Source organism: Verrucomicrobiota bacterium (assembly GCA_016871535.1).
Classification (GTDB): Bacteria; Verrucomicrobiota; Verrucomicrobiia; order Limisphaerales; family SIBE01; genus VHCZ01.
Genome location: VHCZ01000096.1, coordinates 1 through 20,479, shown reverse-complemented (window position 1 = coordinate 20,479; position 20,479 = coordinate 1). Strand labels below are relative to the sequence as shown.

19 protein-coding genes are annotated in these 20,479 nt (G+C 59.1%); 15 read left to right on the top strand and 4 right to left on the bottom strand.

All coding sequences use genetic code 11. The features are described from left to right. The first annotated feature begins 1,397 nt into the window (after nt 1–1,397). The 4 genes from FJ398_13970 (at nt 1,398) to aspS (ending at nt 5,030) form a co-directional block, all read left to right on the top strand. Nucleotides 1,398–1,598, top strand: coding sequence for a prepilin-type N-terminal cleavage/methylation domain-containing protein (locus FJ398_13970; protein MBM3839046.1), 201 nt, complete (start codon nt 1,398–1,400; stop codon nt 1,596–1,598). A 39-nt stretch (nt 1,599–1,637) separates the two neighbouring features. Continuing rightward, a complete protein-coding gene (locus tag FJ398_13965) occupies nt 1,638–2,111 on the top strand; it encodes a hypothetical protein (GenBank protein MBM3839045.1) in 474 nt (157 codons plus the stop codon). Between the two features lie 244 nt (nt 2,112–2,355). Beyond that, nucleotides 2,356–2,955, top strand: coding sequence for a DJ-1/PfpI family protein (locus tag FJ398_13960; GenBank protein ID MBM3839044.1), 600 nt, complete (start codon nt 2,356–2,358; stop codon nt 2,953–2,955). 257 nt (nt 2,956–3,212) lie between these two features. Further along, nucleotides 3,213–5,030: an aspartate--tRNA ligase gene (aspS, locus tag FJ398_13955; GenBank protein ID MBM3839043.1), complete on the top strand. Its 1,818-nt coding sequence runs from the start codon at nt 3,213–3,215 to the stop codon at nt 5,028–5,030. A gap of 103 nt (nt 5,031–5,133) precedes the next feature. Here aspS and FJ398_13950 read toward each other — a convergent pair whose 3' ends face one another. Beyond that, nucleotides 5,134–6,009, bottom strand: a complete 876-nt coding sequence (locus FJ398_13950; GenBank protein ID MBM3839042.1) for an MBL fold metallo-hydrolase — start codon at nt 6,007–6,009, stop codon at nt 5,134–5,136. A 6-nt stretch (nt 6,010–6,015) separates the two neighbouring features. After that, on the bottom strand, nt 6,016–6,345 hold the full coding sequence (locus tag FJ398_13945) for a pyrimidine/purine nucleoside phosphorylase (protein ID MBM3839041.1): 330 nt from the start codon (nt 6,343–6,345) through the stop codon (nt 6,016–6,018). A gap of 533 nt (nt 6,346–6,878) precedes the next feature. On the opposite strand from FJ398_13945, the gene FJ398_13940 reads away from it, so the two are divergent. The 9 genes from FJ398_13940 (at nt 6,879) to FJ398_13900 (ending at nt 16,431) form a co-directional block, all read left to right on the top strand. Then, a complete protein-coding gene (locus FJ398_13940; protein ID MBM3839040.1) occupies nt 6,879–8,207 on the top strand; it encodes an HlyC/CorC family transporter in 1,329 nt (442 codons plus the stop codon). A 161-nt stretch (nt 8,208–8,368) separates the two neighbouring features. After that, nucleotides 8,369–9,955, top strand: a complete 1,587-nt coding sequence (locus FJ398_13935; protein MBM3839039.1) for a hypothetical protein — start codon at nt 8,369–8,371, stop codon at nt 9,953–9,955. Nucleotides 9,956–10,130: 175 nt separating this feature from the next. Next, on the top strand, nt 10,131–11,312 hold the full coding sequence (locus FJ398_13930; GenBank protein MBM3839038.1) for a Gfo/Idh/MocA family oxidoreductase: 1,182 nt from the start codon (nt 10,131–10,133) through the stop codon (nt 11,310–11,312). 3 nt (nt 11,313–11,315) lie between these two features. Continuing rightward, nucleotides 11,316–12,191: a sugar phosphate isomerase/epimerase gene (locus FJ398_13925; GenBank protein MBM3839037.1), complete on the top strand. Its 876-nt coding sequence runs from the start codon at nt 11,316–11,318 to the stop codon at nt 12,189–12,191. 121 nt (nt 12,192–12,312) lie between these two features. Then, nucleotides 12,313–13,125: an alpha/beta fold hydrolase gene (locus tag FJ398_13920; protein ID MBM3839036.1), complete on the top strand. Its 813-nt coding sequence runs from the start codon at nt 12,313–12,315 to the stop codon at nt 13,123–13,125. Nucleotides 13,126–13,136: 11 nt separating this feature from the next. Then, a complete protein-coding gene (locus FJ398_13915; GenBank protein ID MBM3839035.1) occupies nt 13,137–13,778 on the top strand; it encodes a ribulose-phosphate 3-epimerase in 642 nt (213 codons plus the stop codon). Next, on the top strand, nt 13,760–14,701 hold the full coding sequence (locus tag FJ398_13910) for a hypothetical protein (GenBank protein MBM3839034.1): 942 nt from the start codon (nt 13,760–13,762) through the stop codon (nt 14,699–14,701). The genes FJ398_13915 and FJ398_13910 overlap by 19 nt, the downstream gene beginning before the upstream one ends. Before the next feature lie 100 nt (nt 14,702–14,801). Further along, nucleotides 14,802–15,287 (top strand): DUF433 domain-containing protein, encoded by a 486-nt coding sequence (locus FJ398_13905; protein MBM3839033.1) that lies wholly within the window; start codon nt 14,802–14,804, stop codon nt 15,285–15,287. A 49-nt stretch (nt 15,288–15,336) separates the two neighbouring features. Then, nucleotides 15,337–16,431, top strand: coding sequence for a hypothetical protein (locus FJ398_13900; GenBank protein ID MBM3839032.1), 1,095 nt, complete (start codon nt 15,337–15,339; stop codon nt 16,429–16,431). 143 nt (nt 16,432–16,574) lie between these two features. Here the strand turns inward: FJ398_13900 and FJ398_13895 are convergent, their stop codons facing one another. Together FJ398_13895 and FJ398_13890 are read right to left on the bottom strand one after the other, a co-directional pair. Beyond that, a complete protein-coding gene (locus FJ398_13895) occupies nt 16,575–17,327 on the bottom strand; it encodes a hypothetical protein (GenBank protein MBM3839031.1) in 753 nt (250 codons plus the stop codon). Between the two features lie 7 nt (nt 17,328–17,334). Further along, nucleotides 17,335–18,417: a DUF4838 domain-containing protein gene (locus FJ398_13890; protein ID MBM3839030.1), complete on the bottom strand. Its 1,083-nt coding sequence runs from the start codon at nt 18,415–18,417 to the stop codon at nt 17,335–17,337. A gap of 182 nt (nt 18,418–18,599) precedes the next feature. Between FJ398_13890 and FJ398_13885 the strand changes: the two genes are divergently transcribed. Together FJ398_13885 and FJ398_13880 are read left to right on the top strand one after the other, a co-directional pair. Then, complete coding sequence (locus FJ398_13885) at nt 18,600–19,364, top strand: sugar phosphate isomerase/epimerase (protein MBM3839029.1); 765 nt, start codon at nt 18,600–18,602, stop codon at nt 19,362–19,364. 70 nt (nt 19,365–19,434) lie between these two features. Further along, nucleotides 19,435–20,268: a hypothetical protein gene (locus FJ398_13880; protein ID MBM3839028.1), complete on the top strand. Its 834-nt coding sequence runs from the start codon at nt 19,435–19,437 to the stop codon at nt 20,266–20,268. The last annotated feature ends 211 nt before the right edge of the window (nt 20,269–20,479 follow it).

Below are 20,479 nucleotides of genomic sequence, written 5' to 3'. Positions count from 1 at the left end.
CGAAGGAGCATAGCCAGGGCTCTGCGACTGAGGAGAAACGAAGCCAGAAAGCGAAATCGCCCCAGCCCTCCGGGGCGGGGCGGCGCCTGGCCGGCTGCGGCGTTGCTCGTCGGTCACAGCCCCAAAACGGGGATGCTCCCTCCTGGCGCCTTGCATCCGGCCAGGCGGCGCTCCCGCCAAAACCGGAAGTTATTTTTGCACAGACCCTTAATAATAAATGCTCATGCAAACCCACAAACCTCGCAAGTTGTGCTGGGGAACTCCGGCTTTGAGTATCGTGAGCGTAGCAAAGCAAATGGCGGCCCTGATTATGAACGCGTGGTCGGAGGATCGGCGGTGCGCCGTGATTCACTGATCTTGGACAGGCTTGCCGTTCGCGCCAGCATCCTTTAGCTTTCCATCCATGAGTGTGCAGGAGATTAAGGAAAAGCTAGCCGCCCTGCCTCGCAATGAGCAGGACGAGGTGATCGCATATCTGTTCCATCTCCGCCATGAGAGCGACCAGGATTATCAAACCCAAATCGCTCGGAGATCGGCAGATCGGAACGTATCGCATTGGCTGTCTCCTGACGAGTTTGAACGCGAACTGGACAAGCGAAAGACCCGTTAGATGGGGGCTTTTTCGGTTTATATTCATCTCGACCTCTTGGAAGTCGTTCCGACGAGAGGCGAGCAGCGAAGACTGCTCATGCGCTTCATTCGTTCACTTGCCGACAATCCGTACACCCCAGGAGATTTCACCGACAAGGACGATAGCCTGCGCACACGACAGATCAAAATTATCGGCCACTATGCGATCACCTACTGGGTGGATGATCCTGTGAAAGCCGTACTGGTCGTTGGCGTCCAACCGGCAGACCGGTGAACTGTCGGCCGACTGGCGAGAACTTCATTGTGACCACCGTAGCCGGAGCGTGGCCTCCGCGGGACGCCGAGCCTTCTACCAGAAGTCTGGCGTTCGGCGGACGGAGCCCTCTCGAGTGAAAACAGCCCATTCGTTTGAGCTATTTCACCTTTCACCTTAGGGTCTGTGCAAAAATAACTTCCGGTTTTGGCGGGAGCGCCGCCTGGCCGGATGCAAGGCGCGAGGAGGGAGCATCCCCGTTTTTGGGCCGTGACCGACGAGCAACGCCGCAGCCGGCCAGGCGCCGCCCCGCCCCGGAGGGCTGGGGCGATTTCGCTTTCTGGCTTCGTTTCTCCTCAGTCGCAGAGCCCTGGCTATGCTGCTTCATCGTGCCAGAAAGCAAAATCGCCTCCAGCAAAACCGGAATCTATTTTTGCACAGACCCTTAGCTCGCTTGCCTCTCAGACGCGCTCGCCGTAGAATTACATCCGAGTGCCGGAACCGTCCCGGTCCGTTTTGTGAAACGAAACCTTCAACCCAAACAGGATTCGTTATGCGCCAAGTCGATTCAGTCGGTCGAACCCCTTCTCAACTGTCTCACAGAGCCTTCACCCTCATCGAGCTCCTGGTCGTCATCGCCATCATCGCCATTCTGGCGGCGATGCTGATGCCCGGTCTGAGCCGGGCCAAGGGCACGGCCAAGAAAGCCAATTGCCTGAGCAACCTCAACATCGGCATGGCGATGCTCATGTAATCGGAGGATTTCAAGGGCCTGATCCCGCGAGGGAACGATGTGCTCTGGTATCAGGCGTTCATGCCGTATCTGCCCGAAGGCGGCACGACGCGAGACTATCGCGGCATCCGGATTTTCAAATGCCCAAGCTACCCGAACAAGCAACAGGTGATCTGCTACGTGATCAATTGCTGGTACTTTCAAAGCATGAAAGACACCGGTGGCACCGATCTCTACGCGCCCACGCCGCTCAGTCGCGTGGATCGGCCTTCCGAAACGGTCTATCTCGCGGACAACGAAGACGGTTCGTGGCGCCCGATCGTCAAGGGTTACCAGGACGCCGAGCTGTTTCTGAACGACGTCTGGCACCCGACCCATCTGCCTTCGTCCAACGCCAGAGACACCACGTATGGACGCCGCGTCGCCAAAAACCGGCACCTCGGCGGCCCAGATGCACTCTACTTCGACGGCCATTCCGGCTGGGTGAAAGCCGAAAAGATGACCGCCGACATGTGGCGCGAAGTCTGGCGATAGCGGCGTACCCCCGCAGCCCAAAGGAGCGCGAACAGCTTGTCCGCGCATTTCGTTTACGAGCGACGTACCGCAGGCTTTTGAGCCTGCGGTTCACGGAGCTTTCCAGCTCCCTTTCTCGATCTGCGCGGCAGGGGGACTGGAAAGTCCCCCTAACTGGCAGGCTGGAAAGCCTGCCCTACGTCCAACCAAAAACACTCGCCTGATCTTCTGCGCTCAATAGAATCCGTGGAAAAGATCACAGCCTATGCCTCGAAAAATTCTGATCATCACGGACGATGCCGGCGAATCGTTTGAAATCCTTTATGCCCAACACCGCTTTCGCGAGGCGGGCTATCAACCCGTGATTGCCGCGTCGCAGAAGAAGCGGTTGCACGGCGTCATCCACGACTTCGAGCCGGGCTGGACGACCTATATCGAGAAGCCGGGCTATCTGATCCAGGCGGACGTCGCCATTGCGCAAGTCAAGCCGAGCCAATACGAGGCCATCCTCCTGATCGGCGGGCGCGCGCCGGAATGCCTTCGCCACAACGACAAACTGATCCGGATCGTCCAGGATTTTCATCGCCGCGGGAAATGGATCTTCTCCATTTGCCATGGGATTCAGATTCTGCTCGCGGCTGGTCTTGGGAAGGGCCGGCGGGTCACCTGTTATTGCAATGTGCGGTTTGAAGTCGCGCAATGCGGCGGCACGTGGATCGACAAACAAAGCGTGGTGGATCGCGCGGGCCGGATGGTCACTTCGCAGACCTGGGAAAGCCACGCCGATTTTTACCAGGATATCTTTATGGCGCTTGGCGCCAACCAGGGCAAGCTCCGAAGGCCGACGAGGCGCCTAGGAGTTTGACCAGCGGTACAAGCCGCCACCAAAGTCGTTACAACGTTAAATCGTTAAATGGGTTAAATCGGTTGAATGGAACCACTTCTTCGCTTCATCGGAGGGATTGATGGCGAACGAGGGAATGCCCAGGGGAAGGGAAAGATGCTCGTGCGGTTGATCTCTGTTTTCTCAGTGGCCTCCTGTTAAACCCTTAAGCCCATCTCCTGAAAATTTCGCTTTGAATTCGTTCCGGATTCCCGCCAACATCCGCGCCTTGCTTTGAAATGAAACGAACGCATCACTGCAACGAACTGCGCGTGGATCATATCGGCCAGACGGCCACGCTCTCGGGCTGGGTCCATTCCCGGCGCGACCTGGGCGGCGTGATCTTTATCGACGTGCGCGATCGCGAAGGCCGCACGCAGACCGTATTTGATCCCTCCGATTTGCCAAAGGCCTTGTTCGAGCGCGCGGCGGCGTTGCGGAGCGAATCCGTCATTTCCGTGAAAGGACTGGTGCGCCGGCGTCCAGAGGGCACGAACAATCCCAAGATCGCCACGGGTGAAGTCGAGGTGCAGGCGAAGGAACTTGAGGTCTTGAACCAGGCCGACGTTCTGCCGTTTCCCGTCGATGATCCGGAAGTCGCCAGCAAAGTGAACGAAGAGTTGCGCCTCCAGCATCGCTACCTCGATTTGCGCCGGCCGGAAATGGCTCGCAATCTTCGCCTGCGCAGCAAGGTCGCCACCGCCACGCGCGTATATTTCGACGAGCAAGGTTTCCTGGAAGTCGAAACACCCATGCTGTTCAAATCGACGCCGGAAGGGGCGCGCGAATTCCTGATTCCGAGCCGGATTCATCCGGGCGAGTTCTACGCGCTCCCGCAATCGCCGCAGCAGTTCAAGCAAATCCTGATGGTCGCCGGGGTGGAGCGTTACTTTCAGTTGGCGCGCTGTTTCCGCGACGAAGACCAGCGTGCGGATCGCCAGCTCGAATTCACGCAGATCGACCTGGAGATGTCCTTCATCGAGCGCGAAGACATTTACAATCTGGTCGAAGGTCTCTTGAAACGCATCTGGAAGGTGGCGTTGGGCGCCGAAATTCCCACGCCGTTCAAACGCCTTTCCTTCGAGGAGGCGCTGAACCGCTACGGCATCGACAAACCGGACACGCGCTTCGGGATGGAGATCGCGGACCTGACCGAGGAATTCCGCGCGAGCGCATTCAAGGTGTTCGCGGGCGCGGTCGCCAGCGGCGGGGTGGTCAAGGCGATGAACGCCAAAGGCCTGGCCTGCGCCACGCAGGGACAGATGGAAACCATGACCGAGTGCGCGAAGAGTTTCGGCGCGAAAGGCCTGGCCTACATCAAGGTGGAAAACGGCGAGTGGAAATCGCCCATCGTGAAATTCTTCTCCGATGCCGAGAAAGCGGCGCTCGCCAGGAAACTGTCGATGGCGGAAGGCGACCTCGTTCTGTTCGCGGCGGACCAATGGCTGACCGCGTGTGAAATTCTGGGGAAGATCCGCCTCTATTGCGCCGAGGTGCTGCGCGGGCAAGGCAAGCTGTCGATTCCGGCGGATCGCTTCGATTTTCTCTGGGTCGTTGATTTTCCACTCCTGAGTTTCGACAAGGAACAGAACCGCTGGTATTCAAGCCATCATCCCTTCACGGCGCCGATTCCCGATGACATTCCGCTTTTGACTAGCGACCCGAAGAAGGTTCGCGGCCAGCATTACGATGTGGTTGTTAACGGGGTCGAGTTGGGGGGAGGCTCCATTCGGATTCACCAACCGGAGTTGCAGAAGATCGTGTTCGAGCAGGTTCTTCAGATTCCGCCGGATGTGGTGAAGGCTCGGTTTGGCTACATGCTCGAAGCGTTTCGCTACGGCTGCCCGCCGCATGGAGGCATTGCTCTGGGGTTCGATCGGCTCAACGCGATTCTTTGCGGCACGCCGAGCATCCGCGATGTGATCGCTTTTCCGAAAACGGCCAAGGGCGCCGACCTGATGACGGATTCACCGGCTGCGGTCGAATCCAAGCAGCTTCGCGATCTGCACATCGATCTGAAAGTTCCGAAGAAGGAAGAAGCCTTCCGTGGAACGTAGAATGGGTGGAGCGACGCTCCCGCGGAGCTTTGGCGACGGCAAATGAAGGGGCTTCCACGATCAGGCTCGGCAGGAGTCTCACCCCACCAGCGGTAGGGTTGCCTTACCGGTACCAGTCGCGCAAGAGGACCTGGATACCCGGCTCCTCCCCGACAAGTTGCTTGAACTTTTCCAGATCGCTCCCTCGGCAATGATAGGGACAGACGATCTTGGGCTTGAACTCGCGCACGGCGCTGGCGGCTTGTTCCACCGTCATCGTGTCAGGGAGGTTCATGCACACAAACGCGGCGTCGATGTTCTTCAACTGGCGCATCTCCGGGATGTCCTCGGTGTCCCCGCTGACGTACACGCGTTTGTTGCTCGCCGTGACGACATAGCCGTTGCCGCGTCCCTTCTCGTGGAATTTCAAGCGTTCCTCGGTCGTGTTGTACATCGGGACGGCTTCGATGGTCACGCCCGCAAGAGTGTTGGATTCCCCGTTCGCCAAAACGGAAGTCCGCTTTCTTAAGTCTTCCGGCAATTTGTCGGCCACCGCCGTCGGGGCCACGATCGCAGTGGTGTCACGCGTGAGCAGGGCCAGCGTGTTGAGGTCCAGGTGATCCTCGTGGACATCCGTGACGAGAATCAAGTCCGGCCTGGGCAGTCCTTTGAACCGCTGGCCGTCTCCGACCGGATCGACATAAATAGTGCGCTCCCTCGACACCATGACGAGCGTGGCGTGGTGGATGGGATAGATAATCACGGGGCTGTTCGTGATCGCAATCGGGCTGCCGGGAGTCTTCAGGCTCGCGCCGATGACGCTGCCGGATTCGGCGAAAAGCTCCAGACACAACCCCAACGCCAGCCACGCGGGTCTGCCGGCTCTGAGCTTCTTCATTGCCTTGTGGACAATTGAGTTTCTGCGGTTAAGAGGCGCTTCCATAAGAACGCCGGAGACAATCCGGCTCTTCGACATGAGATTCAAACCTAATTTGCTCACGCGCGTTCAGGGCAGGAATGAACAAATGTACTCGCAGATCCCGCCTTCGACTTCGATGTCGAAGCCCGACTTGGCGTGCACCTCGAACTTCTCGCCGGTCACATAAGTCGAAACCGTGGTTTGCTCGTCCAGTTTCACTCGACATTGGCCGGCGACGATCTCCATGCGTTCGGCTTTGTCCGTCCCGAAGTGAAACTTGCCCGGATAAATGAGGCCCAGCGTCTTTTTCGCGCCGTCGGGGAAGAGAATCGTATGGCTGACGACCTTGCCCTCGAAATAGACATTGGCCTTGGTTAGGGCGGTGACGCCCTGAAATTCAGTTGGCGCAGATGGCATAGGAGCGCGAGTCTTTCGCTGCTGGTTGAATTGTCAAGGCCGGCCTTCGCCCGATCCGTCGATTGAAGAAAGGGAAATCTTGTCATGGGGCAGTGGCAGTTCAGGGGCCATGAGCGGATAGCGCGAGAAGCGCGCGTCCCGAATGATCTTGAAATTGTCATCCCAGGAAGCGGTTGTGCTGAGGCTCTTACTGTGCAGACCGTGGGATTGACGACAGATCGACCGGAGAACCCTAGCGCAGATTTTCAATTTGCTGTATCGCCGATTTCCAATCGGCAGGGCGCCGGCAACTCCCAGCGGGCTCGGACTGGGAGACGCCCCGCAGAATACAATTCAGCGATACGGCAGAGTGCAACTCTGCGCTACGAGCTTTGTCGTCCATCCCGCGGACCAAGCAGTAAGCGCCTCGGGGATAGCTGCGGGATAGCTGGGTTGCGACAGCGACGCACGGTTGCTTGAGGGGCAGGAAACCGCTGGTCCGACTGCGTCCGATTTCCTTGCCTACCACACAGAATTCGGTCGCAATAGATTCTATGAATCAAGTTGCCTTTGAAATCACGGTCATTTTTCTGCTGCTTATCGCGAACGGCGTCTTCGCGATGGCGGAGATCGCCGTTGTGTCGGCCAAGAAAGCCCGGTTGCGGCGTCTGGCCGATCAGGGCCAGAGCAACGCCCAAGTCGCGCTCGAACTGGCGGAGTCGCCCAATCGTTTTCTTTCCACGGTGCAAGTCGGCATTACGCTGGTGGGCATCTTCGCGGGCGCATTCGGGGGCGCCACATTGGCGGCCAAACTTGCGCAGCCAATTGGCCAGATAACATTCCTCGCAGGTTACGCGGACAAAATCGCCTTCGGGATGGTCGTCGCGGTTATCACTTATTTTTCGCTCGTGCTGGGCGAGCTTGTGCCGAAGCGCTTTGGCCTGAGCAATCCCGAAGGCATCTCGATGGCGGTCGCCAAGCCAATGAACTGGCTCTCACGCGTGGCTGGCCCGCTCGTGAGCTTTCTCAGCATCTCCACGGAGGGTTTGTTGCGCCTGCTCGGTTTCAAACCGGAAAAGGAAGTGACCGTTTCCGAGGAGGAAGTGCGCGTGTTGATGCAGGAAGGCGTGAGGGCTGGCGCGTTCAACAAGGTGGAAAGCCATATCATCCACAGCGCGCTCGAACTCGACCAGTTGCCGGTGCGCGAGATTATGACGCCGCGTCCCAAAGTGATCTGGCTCAATCAGGACGATCCGCACGACCAGATTTGGCACAAGATTGTCATCAGCAATCACTCACATTTTCCAGTTTATCGCGAGAATCGCGACAACGTGGTCGGCATCGTGTCGGTAAAGGCCATCTACGCAAATCTGGCCGCAAAGGTTGGCGTGGATCTCAAGGACCTGACGACGCCGCCGCTCATCGTGCCCGAGACGCAGACGGTTCTTCAACTCGTCGAGACGTTCAAGCAAAGCGGGAAACACTTCGCGATGGTGACGGACGAGTTCGGAAACATTGTCGGACTGGTGACGCTCAACGACGTGATGGAAGCCATCGTCGGCAGATTTCCGTCCCAAGGCGAACGCGCCAAGCCCGAAGCCAAGAAACGCGACGACGGTTCGTGGCTGATTGACGCAATGATTGACCTGGAAGCGGTCGAAAAGGCGTTGCCTGGATTCAAGTTCGGCGGCGGTGCCTACACCGAATACCAGACGCTTGCGGGGTTTGTCGTGAAGACGCTGGGGCGCGTGCCGCGAGAAGGCGAAACATTCGAGGCGGAGGGTTACATCTTCGAGGTGCTCGACATGGATCGCCATCGCGTGGATAAAGTTCTGGTGATGCCCACCAAGACCATGCCGCCCCAGAAGATCCCCGCAAAGTAGGCCAGCGTCAGGGCGAAGACCCCGGCGCCCGCGATGGCGAAGCCACCGTCCTTCCACGGCTCCAAGTGTCCAAACGTGCTTCGTGTTCCGGCCCAGGCTCCCATGATTTACCCTATTGTATTCGCTGGGGGACTTACTTAGGCTGCCCGGCCTAAAGTGTCATGCCCACGCGACCTATCAAGGCCACGACGCTGCAACTGCTCTGGCACGATGCCGACGCCCGGGAAGCGCAGCTTCGGCGAATCGTTTGCGAACGGTTGCAAGCCAACCCGGCGCCGATCATCGGAGACCAAATTGTTGCGACGTATTTCTTCGCGCTGCGAAGCTGGAGCCTGATCCAGGCCGCCAAAGAAATCAGTTATCACGCCACCAGCGGAACGAAAGATATTCCGCGTGGTTCGCTGCTCGAACGGTGCACGGGGAAAGCAGTTGGAATCGACGCGTTCGATGCGACCGGCCGCCTGGGATTGATCCACATGGCCTACCCGCTGAAGATGCTCCTGCAACCGGACGGCCATCTGACTTCAACGGACATCTTTCATACCGCCGCCGGCGCAATTATTTTCGACGTTTACGAGAATCAGGACGTGCGGCTCGTCGGGCTTCAGATGCCTGAAACCGTGCTGCGCACGTTTCCCGGCCCGGCTTATGGCGGTCCGGGTCTGCGCGCGATCACGCATTGGGATAACGTAGGACAGGCTTCCAGTCTGTCCAAATCACGCGCCGCGACTGAGTCGGTCCGACAGAATGTTCTTTCAGATAAGTCAGAAAGAAATCGGCGAGCCGGAAAACCGGCACGGAATTCGATGAAGGAATTGGGCAGGCAGGATGCCTGCCCTACATTTGAGCCGGCCTTCGGCACTATTCTGAAGCCCACAGCCGGGATTACTCCGAAACAGGTTGAGACGCTAGTCGAGGAAGCGGCGGTTTGCCCGCTGTTTCTTTTCATCAAGGAGGACGAAAACCTCTATCCGCGCCTGGATTATTCTCCGGTGAAGGAGCGCGCGCGTCGAGCCGCCGCCGCCATCAAACGCGTCCAGGACAAACGAAGCGGCCGGGGCCTGATTTTTGCGCCGCATATCACGGGCGCGCCGCATGAAATTCTGGAAAGCGTCCATGCCGTGCTGGAGGCGGGCGCGACGGGAGTGATGTTCAGCGAATCGTTTGCGGGCGGCGCCGTCCGGATGGTCCGCGAAGCCACGAAGACGTTGGCCAGGCCCCCGGCAATCTACGGCCACAATGCGGGTATCGGGGTGAAAACGCGCGGCGGCATCTGGCGGGAGGTTATCGATTTGCTCGCGCGCCTGGACGGGATTGACTTTCGCCAAACGGCGCCGGTTCGCCAAGGCGCGCCGTTCATTTATCCGCACGGCGACGAATGGCTGGCGTCGGAGCGCGTGCTGACGCAGACCTTGCCCGGCATCAACCCCACCATGATTGCCCGCGCCGGCGGCCTGGATCAGGGCAACATCATTTTGAATCTGATCGACGCCGAACAGCGCGGCTTGAGCGAACACATCCTGTTCCTGGCCGGGTCAGCGATCAATTCGATCAAGAACGGTCAAGGCAACCCTGATCCCAAACTCGGCGCCGAGGCCATGATGCAGGCTCTGGAGGTGCATCGCGGTGGAGAACTTCGCGGCGTGGCCGCGAGCGACCATTTGGAGGCGCTGATGGGCCTGGCGCAGCGGAAGAAACTGAAAGCCCTTCGAGAGGCCCTCCGGCAAAGATACCCCGCGGCACCATGACCAATCACCAAGCCCAAATGACGAACGAAATCCGGATGACGAATCCCGAATCGAGATCACACGCCCGGGCGGCCTTGTGGGGGTGCCTTTCGTCATTTGTGCTCGGACATTCTTTCGACATTCGGCATTCGACATTCGGCATTCACCGCCGCCTTTGTGGCGGCCAGTGCGCGTCATGAACAAGGACTCTCGCCTTCTCCGCCTGGGGATTCTGGGCTGCGGGCCGATCGCGCAAATCGCGCACTTCGACGCGGCGAGGAAGGCGCGCAACGTCGAGTTGACTGCAATCTGCGACCTCGCAGACGATCTGCGCGACCGCATGGCCACGCTGCACCAGCCTCGCCTGATTTACCGTGACTTCGAGGAGATGCTGGCCAATCCCGAAATCGAGGCGGTATTGATTGGCGTGGCCGACCAATTTCATGTGCCGCTGGCGACGAAAGCCGTGGGGGCGGGCAAGCACGTGCTCGTGGAAAAGCCCCTGGGCGTGTCCGTGGAAGAATGCGAGGAATTGCGAAGCATGGTCCAAAGCAGGCCAGGCTTCCAGCCTGACCAGAAGCTGCCGTCTTCCAAAGAGGAGCGAGGCAAAGCAGTTCCTGTTGACGAGCAATTCGGCGGAGCAGGCAAGATGCCTGCCCTACGTTCGCTCGTGTTTCAGATTGGCAACAACCGCCGATTCGATCCCGGAATCGCTTTTGCCCGCAAATTTATCCAGGAGGAAATCGGCGACTTACTTTCCTTCAAAGCCTGGTATTGGGACTCGGTCTATCGTTACACCATGACCGACAATCTGCAGCCGCTCGTCCAACAAAGCGCCCATGCCAGACGTCCCAAGGGAAATCCCAAAGCCGACAAACCTCGGTACTTTCTTCTCACTCATGCCAGCCATCTGGTCGATACCGCGCGTTTTCTCGGTGGTGAGATTACCGCCGTTCGGGCGCGCCGGCTCGAACGCTTCGGCGCGTTATGCTGGTACGTCGATGTTGAATTCATCCACGGCGCGTTGGGCCACCTCGATTTGACTATCCCCGTGCGCGGGGATTTCGAGGAAGGCTTTCAGATTCAAGGCGAGCACGGTAACGTCCAGGGCCAGGTGTTTCTGCCCTGGTTCCATAAAGCGAGCCTGGTCGAGGCGTTTTCGGGCCGCGATCGGCAATACCGCCGACCGATGGGCGAAGACGCCTACTCTTACAAACTCCAGCTCGAGAGTTTTGCCGACTGCATTTTGTGCGGCACGCCGCAGCAGGGCGCGAATATCGACGATGGGGTCGCGGCGATGCGAGCGCTGGTGGCGATTGCGCGCTCCGTGGAAAGCGGCGAATGGATGCGGTTGGCGGACGTTACCGGCGGGGTGTGACGAATGACGAATCTCAAAATCCGAACGATGAACTCAAATCGCCTGCAACTCGGCATTTTCGCCAAAACATTCGCCCGGCCGACGGTCGAGGAAATCTTCGACGAGGTGGCGGGCCATCGGTTACCCTGCGTGCAGTTCAATTTTTCGTGTGCCGGACTGCCGAGCTTGCCTGAGGAATTGGAGCTGAGTGTCCTGGAGAGGATTCGCGGCAGCGCCGTGTCCCGGAAAGTTTCGCTGGCTGCGGTTTCGGGCACGTGCAACCTGATTGATCCCAACCCGACGCGCCGGTCGGATGGACTGCAGCGGGTGCGAGTCCTCATTTCTGCGTGCAGCTACGTCGGCACGAACGTGGTGACGCTTTGCAGCGGCACGCGGGATCCCGACGACCTGTGGCGCTCTCATCCGGACAACAACTCGCCGCAAGCCTGGAGCGATCTGCGAGCTTCCCTGGACGAGGTTTTGGAAGTGGCCGAACTCCACGATGTCACGCTGGGACTGGAACCTGAACTCAGCAATGTCGTCAACTCCGCTCCCCGCGCGCGCCGGTTGCTCGACGAAACCGAATCGCCGAACCTCAAAATCATCATGGACGCCGCCAACCTGATTCCTCCGGACGAACTCCCCCGCCGGACGCGGATCCTCGAAGAAGCCTTCGATATCCTGGGCAACGATCTCATCCTGGCCCATGCCAAGGAACTCGGCCCGGACGGTCGGGCAGGGAATCTGCCGCTGGGGTCCGGGATCCTGGATTGGGACCGTTATCTGGAGCTATTGTCGCAGGCCCAATTCGCCGGCGCGCTGATCATGCACGGCTTTGAAGAAACGGATCTGGCGGCGAGCGCCGCGTTTCTTCGGGACAAACTCGCGCAGCCGGCTTGAGGTCAACCAACCGTTCCAAGGTTAAATCGTTAAATCGGTCAGAGGGTGAGAAGACCGTGCCGCCATCGAGGACGCTCGCCCCACCTTCTCTGATGGAAGTACAATACTCTCGCCACGGCGCATGCCCACATTCACACACGACGCAATCGAATTTCATTACGAGGATGGCAATTCCGGCGTGCCCTTCTTCTTTCAGCATGGTCTGGGCGCGGATGTGTCGCAACCGTTCAGCCTGTTCAAACCGCCTGCCGGAGTTCGGTTGCTGGCCTTCGATGCCCGCGCGCACGGGAAGACGAACCGCGTGGGGCCGCTGGACAAGATCCGCCTCGCGACTTTCGCCGACGATCTCCTGGCGCTGATGGATCACCTGAAGATTCAGCGCAGCATCGTCGGCGGCATTTCCATGGGGGCGGCGCTGGCATTGAATTTCGTGCTGCGCTTTCCGGATCGCGTCGCGGGGTTGGTGTTGTCGCGTCCGGCGTGGCTCGACCGACCGAATCCGTGGAACGTCCACATGTTCTCTCTGGTGGCGCGCTTGATTCGAGAACATGGACCGGAGCGCGGACAGGCGCTGTTCAAGGAAACGCCCGAGTACGCGGAGACGGCGCGCTCGTTTCCGGACGTGGCCCGGTCTCTGTGCGGGCAGTTTGAGAATCCTCGCGCCCGCGAGCATGCGGTCAACCTGGAGCGGATTCCGCGCGATACGCCGTGCAAAGACCGGCAAGAATGGGCTTCGATCCGGGTTCCCACGCTGGTGCTGGCAAATCGGCACGATCCGATTCATCCTTTCGAATACGGGGAAGCCCATGCGCGGCTGATTCCCGGAGCGGAATTCAAAGAGATCACCGCCAAATCCGTGAGCGTCCAGCAACACGGGCATGACGTACAGCGATTTATCGGGGATTTCTTGAAGCGGCATTTCATTTCAGACTAAATCCTCTCGCAATGCTGAAATGTTCCACATCTCTTTGGTCGGCGGACCTGGCAAATCTGGCGGCCGAGATCAAGCGCGTTGAGCCTTATTCGGAGCGCTTCCATATCGACGTTGCTGATGGCCATTACGTGCCGAACCTGCTGTTCTTTCCGGATCAGGTGAAGGCGTTGCGGCCACACACGCGGTTGCCGTTTGAGATTCATTTGATGACCGCAAACCCGCTCGATTGGGTGGAACCGTTTGTGGAGGCGGGCGCGGATGCCATCCTCTTCTGCTTCGACTCCGCCAGCAATCCGGCGGAAGTTCTGCGCGCGATCAAAGCGTGCGGGAAACAAGCGGGCGTTTCGCTGCTCATCAACGAGCCGGTTGAACTTTTGGAGCCGCTGTGGGCTGAACTGGACATTGTCACGATCGTGGGCACGGCCATGGGCATCAAAGGCGCCTCGATGGACGCGTCCGTGCCCGGCAAAATTCGGCAAGCGCGCGAGATCATCCGGCGTCGCGGGCAGAAGGCTGTGGTTGAAGCGGACGGCGGCATCCGGCGTGAAACCGTGCCGTTGCTCCACGCGGCGGGGGTGGACTTTATTGTGCCCGGCTCACTCATGTTCCGTGAAGATCCCAAGACGATGCGGCAGTGGCTGGCTTCCTTGTGAACACGGTTAAGGCATTCGACCTGCTCGGCCTGGGTTGCGCGGCGGTGGACGACCTGGTTTACGTCGAAGCGTATCCGCCGGCCGATGCGAAGGTCTCTGTGGTCCGCAGCGAGCGCCAATGCGGCGGACTGACAGCGACGGCGCTGGTCGCAGCGTCGCGCCTGGGATCGCGCTGCGCTTTTGCCGGCGTTCTGGGCACCGATGAGTGGTCGCAATATGGAATCAATCGTCTGCGGGAGGAGGGAATTGACCTGACTTATCTTCGTCAACGTCCCGAAGCGAAAATCATTCACTCGTTTATCGTCGTGGACACCGCTCGCAACACGCGAAACATCTTTGCGGATTTGAATGGCGCGGTCGGTTGCGACCCGGATTGGCCGGAGGAAGACATCATCCGGTCAGCGCGCGTGTTGCTGGTCGATCATTTCGGTCTGAAAGGAATGATTCGGGCCGCGCGCATCGCCCGCGCGGCCGGGATTCCGATCGTGGCCGATTTCGAGAAAACTCCCGGAACCGAATTCCCGACGTTGCTCGACCTGGTGGATCATTTGATCGTTTCACAACATTTCGCTGAAAGACTCACTCAGCAAGCAAACCCTCAGGATGCCGTGAAAGCACTCTGGACGGATCAGCGCGACACCGTCGTCGTCACCTGCGGAGCGGAGGGCTGCTGGTATTCGACGCATGCGGAACCTGCGCGCGTCGCCCATCAACCAGCCTTTCGCGTTCGGGTCGCGGATACGACCGGCTGCGGCGACGTGTTCCATGGCGCGTATGCCGCGGCGCTGGGACGCGGGTTGCCGGTAGAGGAACGGATTCGGTTCGCTTCGGCGACCGCAGCGCTTAAAGCGACTCAGAAAGGCGGCCAGGAAGGCATTCCAAGGCAAACGGCGGTTGATTCATTCTTGCAAGAGAACAAGTGAGTTTGTCCACGGATTCCCGAACTTGGTCGAGAACTGAACTCATCATCACCATCATCAATGAGGCCTTGGCAGCGGCGTTTGGACCTCGTAATTTGAACGCATGTCAAGCGACAATCTGCTTTGGCGCATCACAGTCGATCCAGATATTTGTCATGGCAAACCCTGCATCCGCGGTTTGCGCTATCCCGTGGAATCTTTGCTTGAGTATCTGGCTGGCGGAGACTCCGTGGACGACCTGCTCGGAGCAGCACATGCCCACAATCGAAACGGCTTTGGAGCACTATTCAATTGTGGAGCTGGATCGAGTAACAGTGACTCCCGTAGGCTAGTACTAGCTGGAACAACCTTTTCCCATGACGAGCGAGTCCCTGAGTCTCGATATGGAATTTGCACTGTGCGAAATTCCGACTTACGACATCCACACACATCTGGTCGGTGGCAAGCTGGGCGCTCGGGGATTGCACGACATCCTGCTGTATCACATGGTCGTCAGCGATCTTTACGCAGCAGGCTGTCCCAGCGGGGCGCGGCTGACTCAGTTTCCAAATTGGCCAACCCGCAAAGAAGCCACGACACGGATTCGTGAAGCGCTGCCTTTTCTCCGGCACATTCAGAACACGAGTTCCTGGTGGGGTGTGCGCATCATTCTCCGCGACCTTTACGACTGGCACGAGCCCATCACGCCGGAAAACTGGCAGAAGCTCGACGATCGAATCCGAGAACGCGCCGCCGACCGCTCGTGGCATCATTCCATCCTGGACCGCTTGAATGTGCGCCGGACCGGCACGGAAATCGCCCGCCGGGAGCGGGGCCAGGATGACGATCGGCTCCAGTACGCTTTGGAGTGGGGCTTTTTCACGCGGTGCCAGTGGGCTGAATTTGACACCGCTTTGTACGAGATCGAACGCTGCTGGGGCCGTTCGCCGGAAAGCCCTTCACCCATCGGCGCGGGCGGGCGTCCCGGGACCGAGCGAACGATCCGGACGCTGGAAGACGTCCACTCCGCCTTGCGGCATTACGTGAACCGCATCCCGTATGGACAGGTGCTCGCGACCGCGACCCATCTTTCCACGGACATCGACTATCGAATGGTGAGCGACGCCGAGATGGAAAGCGCCCTGAGCCAGCGCAGCCGCGCCGGAGCTGAGGAACGCGACATTTATGCGTCCTACATCAACGAAGGCTTTCTGACGGCTTTGGAGAAGCGCGGGAAGGAAATCGTTTTCCAGTTCAGCCTGGGCGCGGAGCCGTTGCCGTTCGAAACCGCGAGCCGTCTTGCGCAACGCACCATCGGGCAGCTTGCGGGGATGATCGGACGGCATCCCGATTTGCGCTTCCAGTGTTTTCTGGCGAGCCGCCACGCGAATCAATCGCTCTGCACGCTGGCGCGCGAGTTGCCGAATTTCAGCCTGGCAGGGTACTGGTGGCACAACTTCTTTCCCGACATCATTCGCCAGGTCATGGCCGAACGGCTCGACATGGTGCCCACGAACAAGCAGGTCGGATTCTTCTCCGACGCTTACTGCGTGGAGTGGACCTATGCCAAAGCCATTCTCGTTCGCAAGCAAATGGCGTGGGTTCTGGCTCAGAAGATTCAACAAGGCCAGTACACGCGGGACGAGGCCCAGGGGATCGCACGCGCCATCCTTTTCGAGAGTCCGCAAACGCTGCTGGGTTTTGTGCCGAGACCAGGCAGCCCGGCGAGTCGCGTCCCTGCAACTTCAGGGTAGGGCAAGCCTGTCCCCAGCGAGCCGAGTCGGACGTGTTCAACACACGTCGAGCGGCTCGCCGGGACGGACTCGCCCCACCGGGTTCATGGGTCGAGAGCATGGTGTCGGACCGAGGAAGCTTCCGATGAGCGAAGGCACTGCGGCTACCCGTGCAATTTCCGGTGCAATTCGGGCAGGTAGCGTTGCACGTCCTCCGGAAGGCGGGCAAACGACTCTCGGCTGTGTTCGCAAAGCGCGTTGGAGCCGTGCATCAGGAGGTACTCGAATCCGCCGGGCAACGGTTCGAAGTGGAAACCGGCCTGAATCAGAAAAAGGGAGAACGACAGCTCCGTGAAGTGAGTCAGTCCTTGGAACTCCTGTTTGCGGTAATCCAGGTGCGGCACGCCGCCATGGTTCAGGAATACTTCAATGGCGCTCCGGGGATGAAAACCCGCCATGCCTTGCAGCATCGGAAAGATGTATTCAGCCGGCGCCAGAGCGAAGTTCCACGCTTGGGCAAGGACGTTGCATTCCTCGTCCCAGTGAAACTTCATGGTGACGAGGTTGCCGAAGCACGTTCGTTCGCGGTGCTCCAGCAGCGGCAGGATTTGCTGGCCCCAATCCGGCCGCCAGAACCAATGGTCGTCGTGCAGAAAAAGATACCACTCGTAAGCCGGAAGACGGCGAATTGCCTCTGTGAACGCGCCGCCTTCGTGGCCGACATTTTCTCTGGGGAGAAGCTGATCGATGGGAAGGCGGCTGAAGTAGGCCTCAGCCTGGGGAGTGATCTCTCCGTTGTGGATGATGGCCAGATCAAACTGCTCCCGGGCTGCGAAGAACGCGGAGTTCAACGTCATGAGGTCATTGCGCGGCCACGTTTTCTCCGACGTCGCCACGCAAACGCAGAGTCGCTTCATCGCCAAATCAGTTCGCCGAACGCCAACGCCGCAGCTTTTCTCCATAGCCCGCCAATTCGCGAGGTTCGCCGAATCTCCCGACGTAATCCGCGTCGATGTAAACCGCAAAGGAGGTCACGTGACGAATTCCTCGCGCGCCGTATGAATCCAGATCCGCCGCAAACACGTTTTCGTGCCAGGGCAGCTTGATCGCGGGTTTCTTCCATTTCGAGAAACGCGAAACATCCAGCCAGTACTCCAGCACCTGTGCAGTCTCGCGTCCGAAGATCTCCAGATTGGCATCGAGCGCGTCCAGGGTGTCCTTTGCTTCAAGACCGGCCTGCTGGCTGTAGGGGACATCATAGCGCCGATGGATCGGGGCGTATTCGAGAAAGATTCCAGGTTCCGCCTTGATCCGTTTGGGCGGCCAGAGGGTGTTGCTGTAGGCCAGATGAGCGAGCCGCGCGCGGGCATCGAAACGCCGCAGCGCGGCCAGGAGGCGATTCTCCAACCGCAAAGCTTGATCGCTTTCGGACCAGCCGCGGCAGTGCGGACAGTGACACCAGGATTTCGCGTCGTCGCCCCAATAGAAGTAACGGTGCGTCGTGGGACGAAGCGTTTTGGCCAGGGCCACTGCGCCTTCCGCCGCAATATTCAGCGCTTCGGAAGAATGCACGCAGAGGTTTGCGTCCGGCGTCCGTTCTCCCGTTTCGTTCATTCGGAAGAACTGCGGATTTTTGGCGAACAAATCGCGCGGCAAGAGTTCGCGGACCGCGTGCAGTTCGTATTCGACTTGAAGGTTCAGCCGCTGGCAGTCGCCGAGAAACCGTTGTCCGTTGTCGGAAAGAATGAAATCGGCAACTCGCTTGGGAGAAACGCCATGGTGCAGGCCAATCGTCGTCAACCCGGCGCGATGGACACGCTCCGGCCAGTCGCGCCACGACAAATCGTCAGGGACTAAAACCACGCCGCGGGTTCGGAAGTAGGGTTGCGACGCGGCTTCGTTATCTTGCGACACCGCAGCAGCTCCGGGACAATCCACCCTTGCGAATTGCGGCAGCGCCAGACCGCTGGCCAGGCGCTTGAGAAATTGGCGTCGATTTTTTTCCATGACCGGGAGAGCAAGCTCACGATATAAGTCCGGGGAACGAAATCAATCCAAAGGAACTTATGAAGATCACCCGCCGACAATTGCTGACCCGAACCGGGACCGGGCTTGGCGCCCTTGGGCTGCTGAACTCCCCCGCCTTATTCGCCGCCAAGGCCGCTGAATCGAAAAAGCCCGAAAGCAAGATGCGGCTCGGCACCGTGACCTATAATCTCGCCAAGGACTGGGATCTCGCGACGATTATCAAGAATTGCGAAGCGGCCAAGTTCCAGGGCGTCGAGCTTCGCACGACTCATGCGCATGGCGTGGAAGTGAACCTGACGAAGGGGCAGCGCACCGAGGTCCGGAAGCGTTTTGCCGATTCCAAAGTCGAATTGATGGGGTTGGGCAGCGCCTTCGATTACCACACGCCAGATCAGAGCAAGCTCCGGAAAGACATTGAGGCCACCAAAGAATACATGGTGCTGGCCCACGATGTGGGGGCGCCTGGCGTCAAGGTGCGGCCCAACGGTTTGCCGAAGGAGGTTCCGGTTGAAAAAACGCTCGAACAGATTGGGCGGTCACTTCGGGAGTTGGGCGAATTCGGCCACGGCTATGGGGTTGAAATCCGTCTGGAGGTGCATGGCAGCGGAACCTCCTTGCTCCCGAACATTAAGAAGATTCTGGACGCCGCCTACCACAAACACGTCGGAATCACATGGAACTCCAACGCGACAGACCTGGAAGGCAAGGGGTTCAACTCCAACTTCAACCTCGTCAAAGACAAGATCTTCTGCGTCCACATGCGGGACTTGTACATCGAGGATTACCCTTTTCGTCGCTTGCTCCAGCGCCTCAACGAGATAGGCTTTGGCGGTTATTGCCTGGCAGAAGTTCCGGAGAGCGCGGACCCGGTTCGAGTGATGAGATATCTCAGGGCACTTTGGCTTGCTTACCAGGACTTGCTTTAGCTTCACTTTTGAGAGCAGGTATGCTACCTGCTCCTTTCAGGGCTGCAAAAACGGCCAACTCCTTTGGAATATGGACTCTATTTCGGCTATCAGCAGTAATCTGGCAGCGAGCGGAACTTCCAGTTTGCTCGCTGAGGCGTTCGTCAAGATGCAGCAGACGCTGGCAAGGCTCTCGTCTGGCAAGCGTATCAATTCGCCGGACGTGGACGCGGCCGGGCTGGCGCAGCTTGAGCGATTGAACAGCCAGATTGGGCAAATCGACGCCGGCAGCTCAAATGTCGCGAATGCTACCTCCCTGACCGAAGTCCAGAGTGCCACCGCACAACAGCTTGCCGACCTCGAAGCGCGCAAAGGCGAACTGGCCATCCGTGCCCAGGACGCCACATTGACGGATAGTGATCGCCAGGCGATCCAGGCAGAATTTTCCGCGCTCCAAGGCGCTCAGAATCAGCTTCTCGGGCAGCAATTCAACGGCGTGCCTGTTTTCTCGAGTTCGAGCCAACAGGTCGTGGCCGATGGCGACGGGACGAGTGTTAATCTAAGCGCCATCGACCTCGGAGCTTCTATCGCATCAGGTGGAATTGCCGAAAGCACCTCTGGCGCAACTTCGGTCTCAACTTCGGCTAACGCCGCAAATGCCCTGAGCACGATCCAGAGCAGCATTGACAATCTGACGCGTGGCCTGGCCAACATTGGCGCCGGCCAATCGCGATTGACGGTTACCGGCGAAACCAACGCCATCCGGGTCGAGAATCTGACCGCTGCGGCCAGTCGCATCGGCGACACTGATTTCGCGCAGGAAAGCGCGAATCTCAGCCGATTCAACATCGGCGTTCAAGCCGGAATCCTCAGCCTGCGCCAGGCGAACGCCGCCGGCAGCCTGGGACTGAACGTGCTGGCTTAGTGGTCCATTTCATAAATACGCTCACGTTCGCGGCAAGGGATTTTTCGGCCAGACGAGGCGCGAGCGACGAGCATATCCCGAAGTGATCTGTAAGGAGCAAGCAACGAAGTCTGGCGAAAAAGAACTGCCGCCCTTCGGGTTGCGCCGAATTTTGCCTGGGGCTGCGTTGCTCCTCGGTCACAGCCCCACTGGCGGGGGATGCTCGCTCGTC

Bases quoted from the DNA above. Each gene is read 5' to 3' on its own strand.
- FJ398_13960 (MBM3839044.1), top strand. From the start codon at position 2,356: ATGCCTCGAAAAATTCTGATCATCACGGACGATGCCGGCGAATCGTTT.
- FJ398_13880 (MBM3839028.1), top strand. From the start codon at position 19,435: ATGGACTCTATTTCGGCTATCAGCAGTAATCTGGCAGCGAGCGGAACT.
- FJ398_13970 (MBM3839046.1), top strand. From the start codon at position 1,398: ATGCGCCAAGTCGATTCAGTCGGTCGAACCCCTTCTCAACTGTCTCAC.
- FJ398_13925 (MBM3839037.1), top strand. From the start codon at position 11,316: ATGACGAATCTCAAAATCCGAACGATGAACTCAAATCGCCTGCAACTC.
- FJ398_13935 (MBM3839039.1), top strand. From the start codon at position 8,369: ATGCCCACGCGACCTATCAAGGCCACGACGCTGCAACTGCTCTGGCAC.
- FJ398_13890 (MBM3839030.1), bottom strand. From the start codon at position 18,417: ATGGAAAAAAATCGACGCCAATTTCTCAAGCGCCTGGCCAGCGGTCTG.
- FJ398_13895 (MBM3839031.1), bottom strand. From the start codon at position 17,327: ATGAAGCGACTCTGCGTTTGCGTGGCGACGTCGGAGAAAACGTGGCCG.
- FJ398_13930 (MBM3839038.1), top strand. From the start codon at position 10,131: ATGAACAAGGACTCTCGCCTTCTCCGCCTGGGGATTCTGGGCTGCGGG.
- FJ398_13905 (MBM3839033.1), top strand. From the start codon at position 14,802: ATGTCAAGCGACAATCTGCTTTGGCGCATCACAGTCGATCCAGATATT.
- FJ398_13940 (MBM3839040.1), top strand. From the start codon at position 6,879: ATGAATCAAGTTGCCTTTGAAATCACGGTCATTTTTCTGCTGCTTATC.
- FJ398_13920 (MBM3839036.1), top strand. From the start codon at position 12,313: ATGCCCACATTCACACACGACGCAATCGAATTTCATTACGAGGATGGC.
- FJ398_13885 (MBM3839029.1), top strand. From the start codon at position 18,600: ATGCGGCTCGGCACCGTGACCTATAATCTCGCCAAGGACTGGGATCTC.
- aspS (MBM3839043.1), top strand. From the start codon at position 3,213: ATGAAACGAACGCATCACTGCAACGAACTGCGCGTGGATCATATCGGC.
- FJ398_13915 (MBM3839035.1), top strand. From the start codon at position 13,137: ATGCTGAAATGTTCCACATCTCTTTGGTCGGCGGACCTGGCAAATCTG.
- FJ398_13945 (MBM3839041.1), bottom strand. From the start codon at position 6,345: ATGCCATCTGCGCCAACTGAATTTCAGGGCGTCACCGCCCTAACCAAG.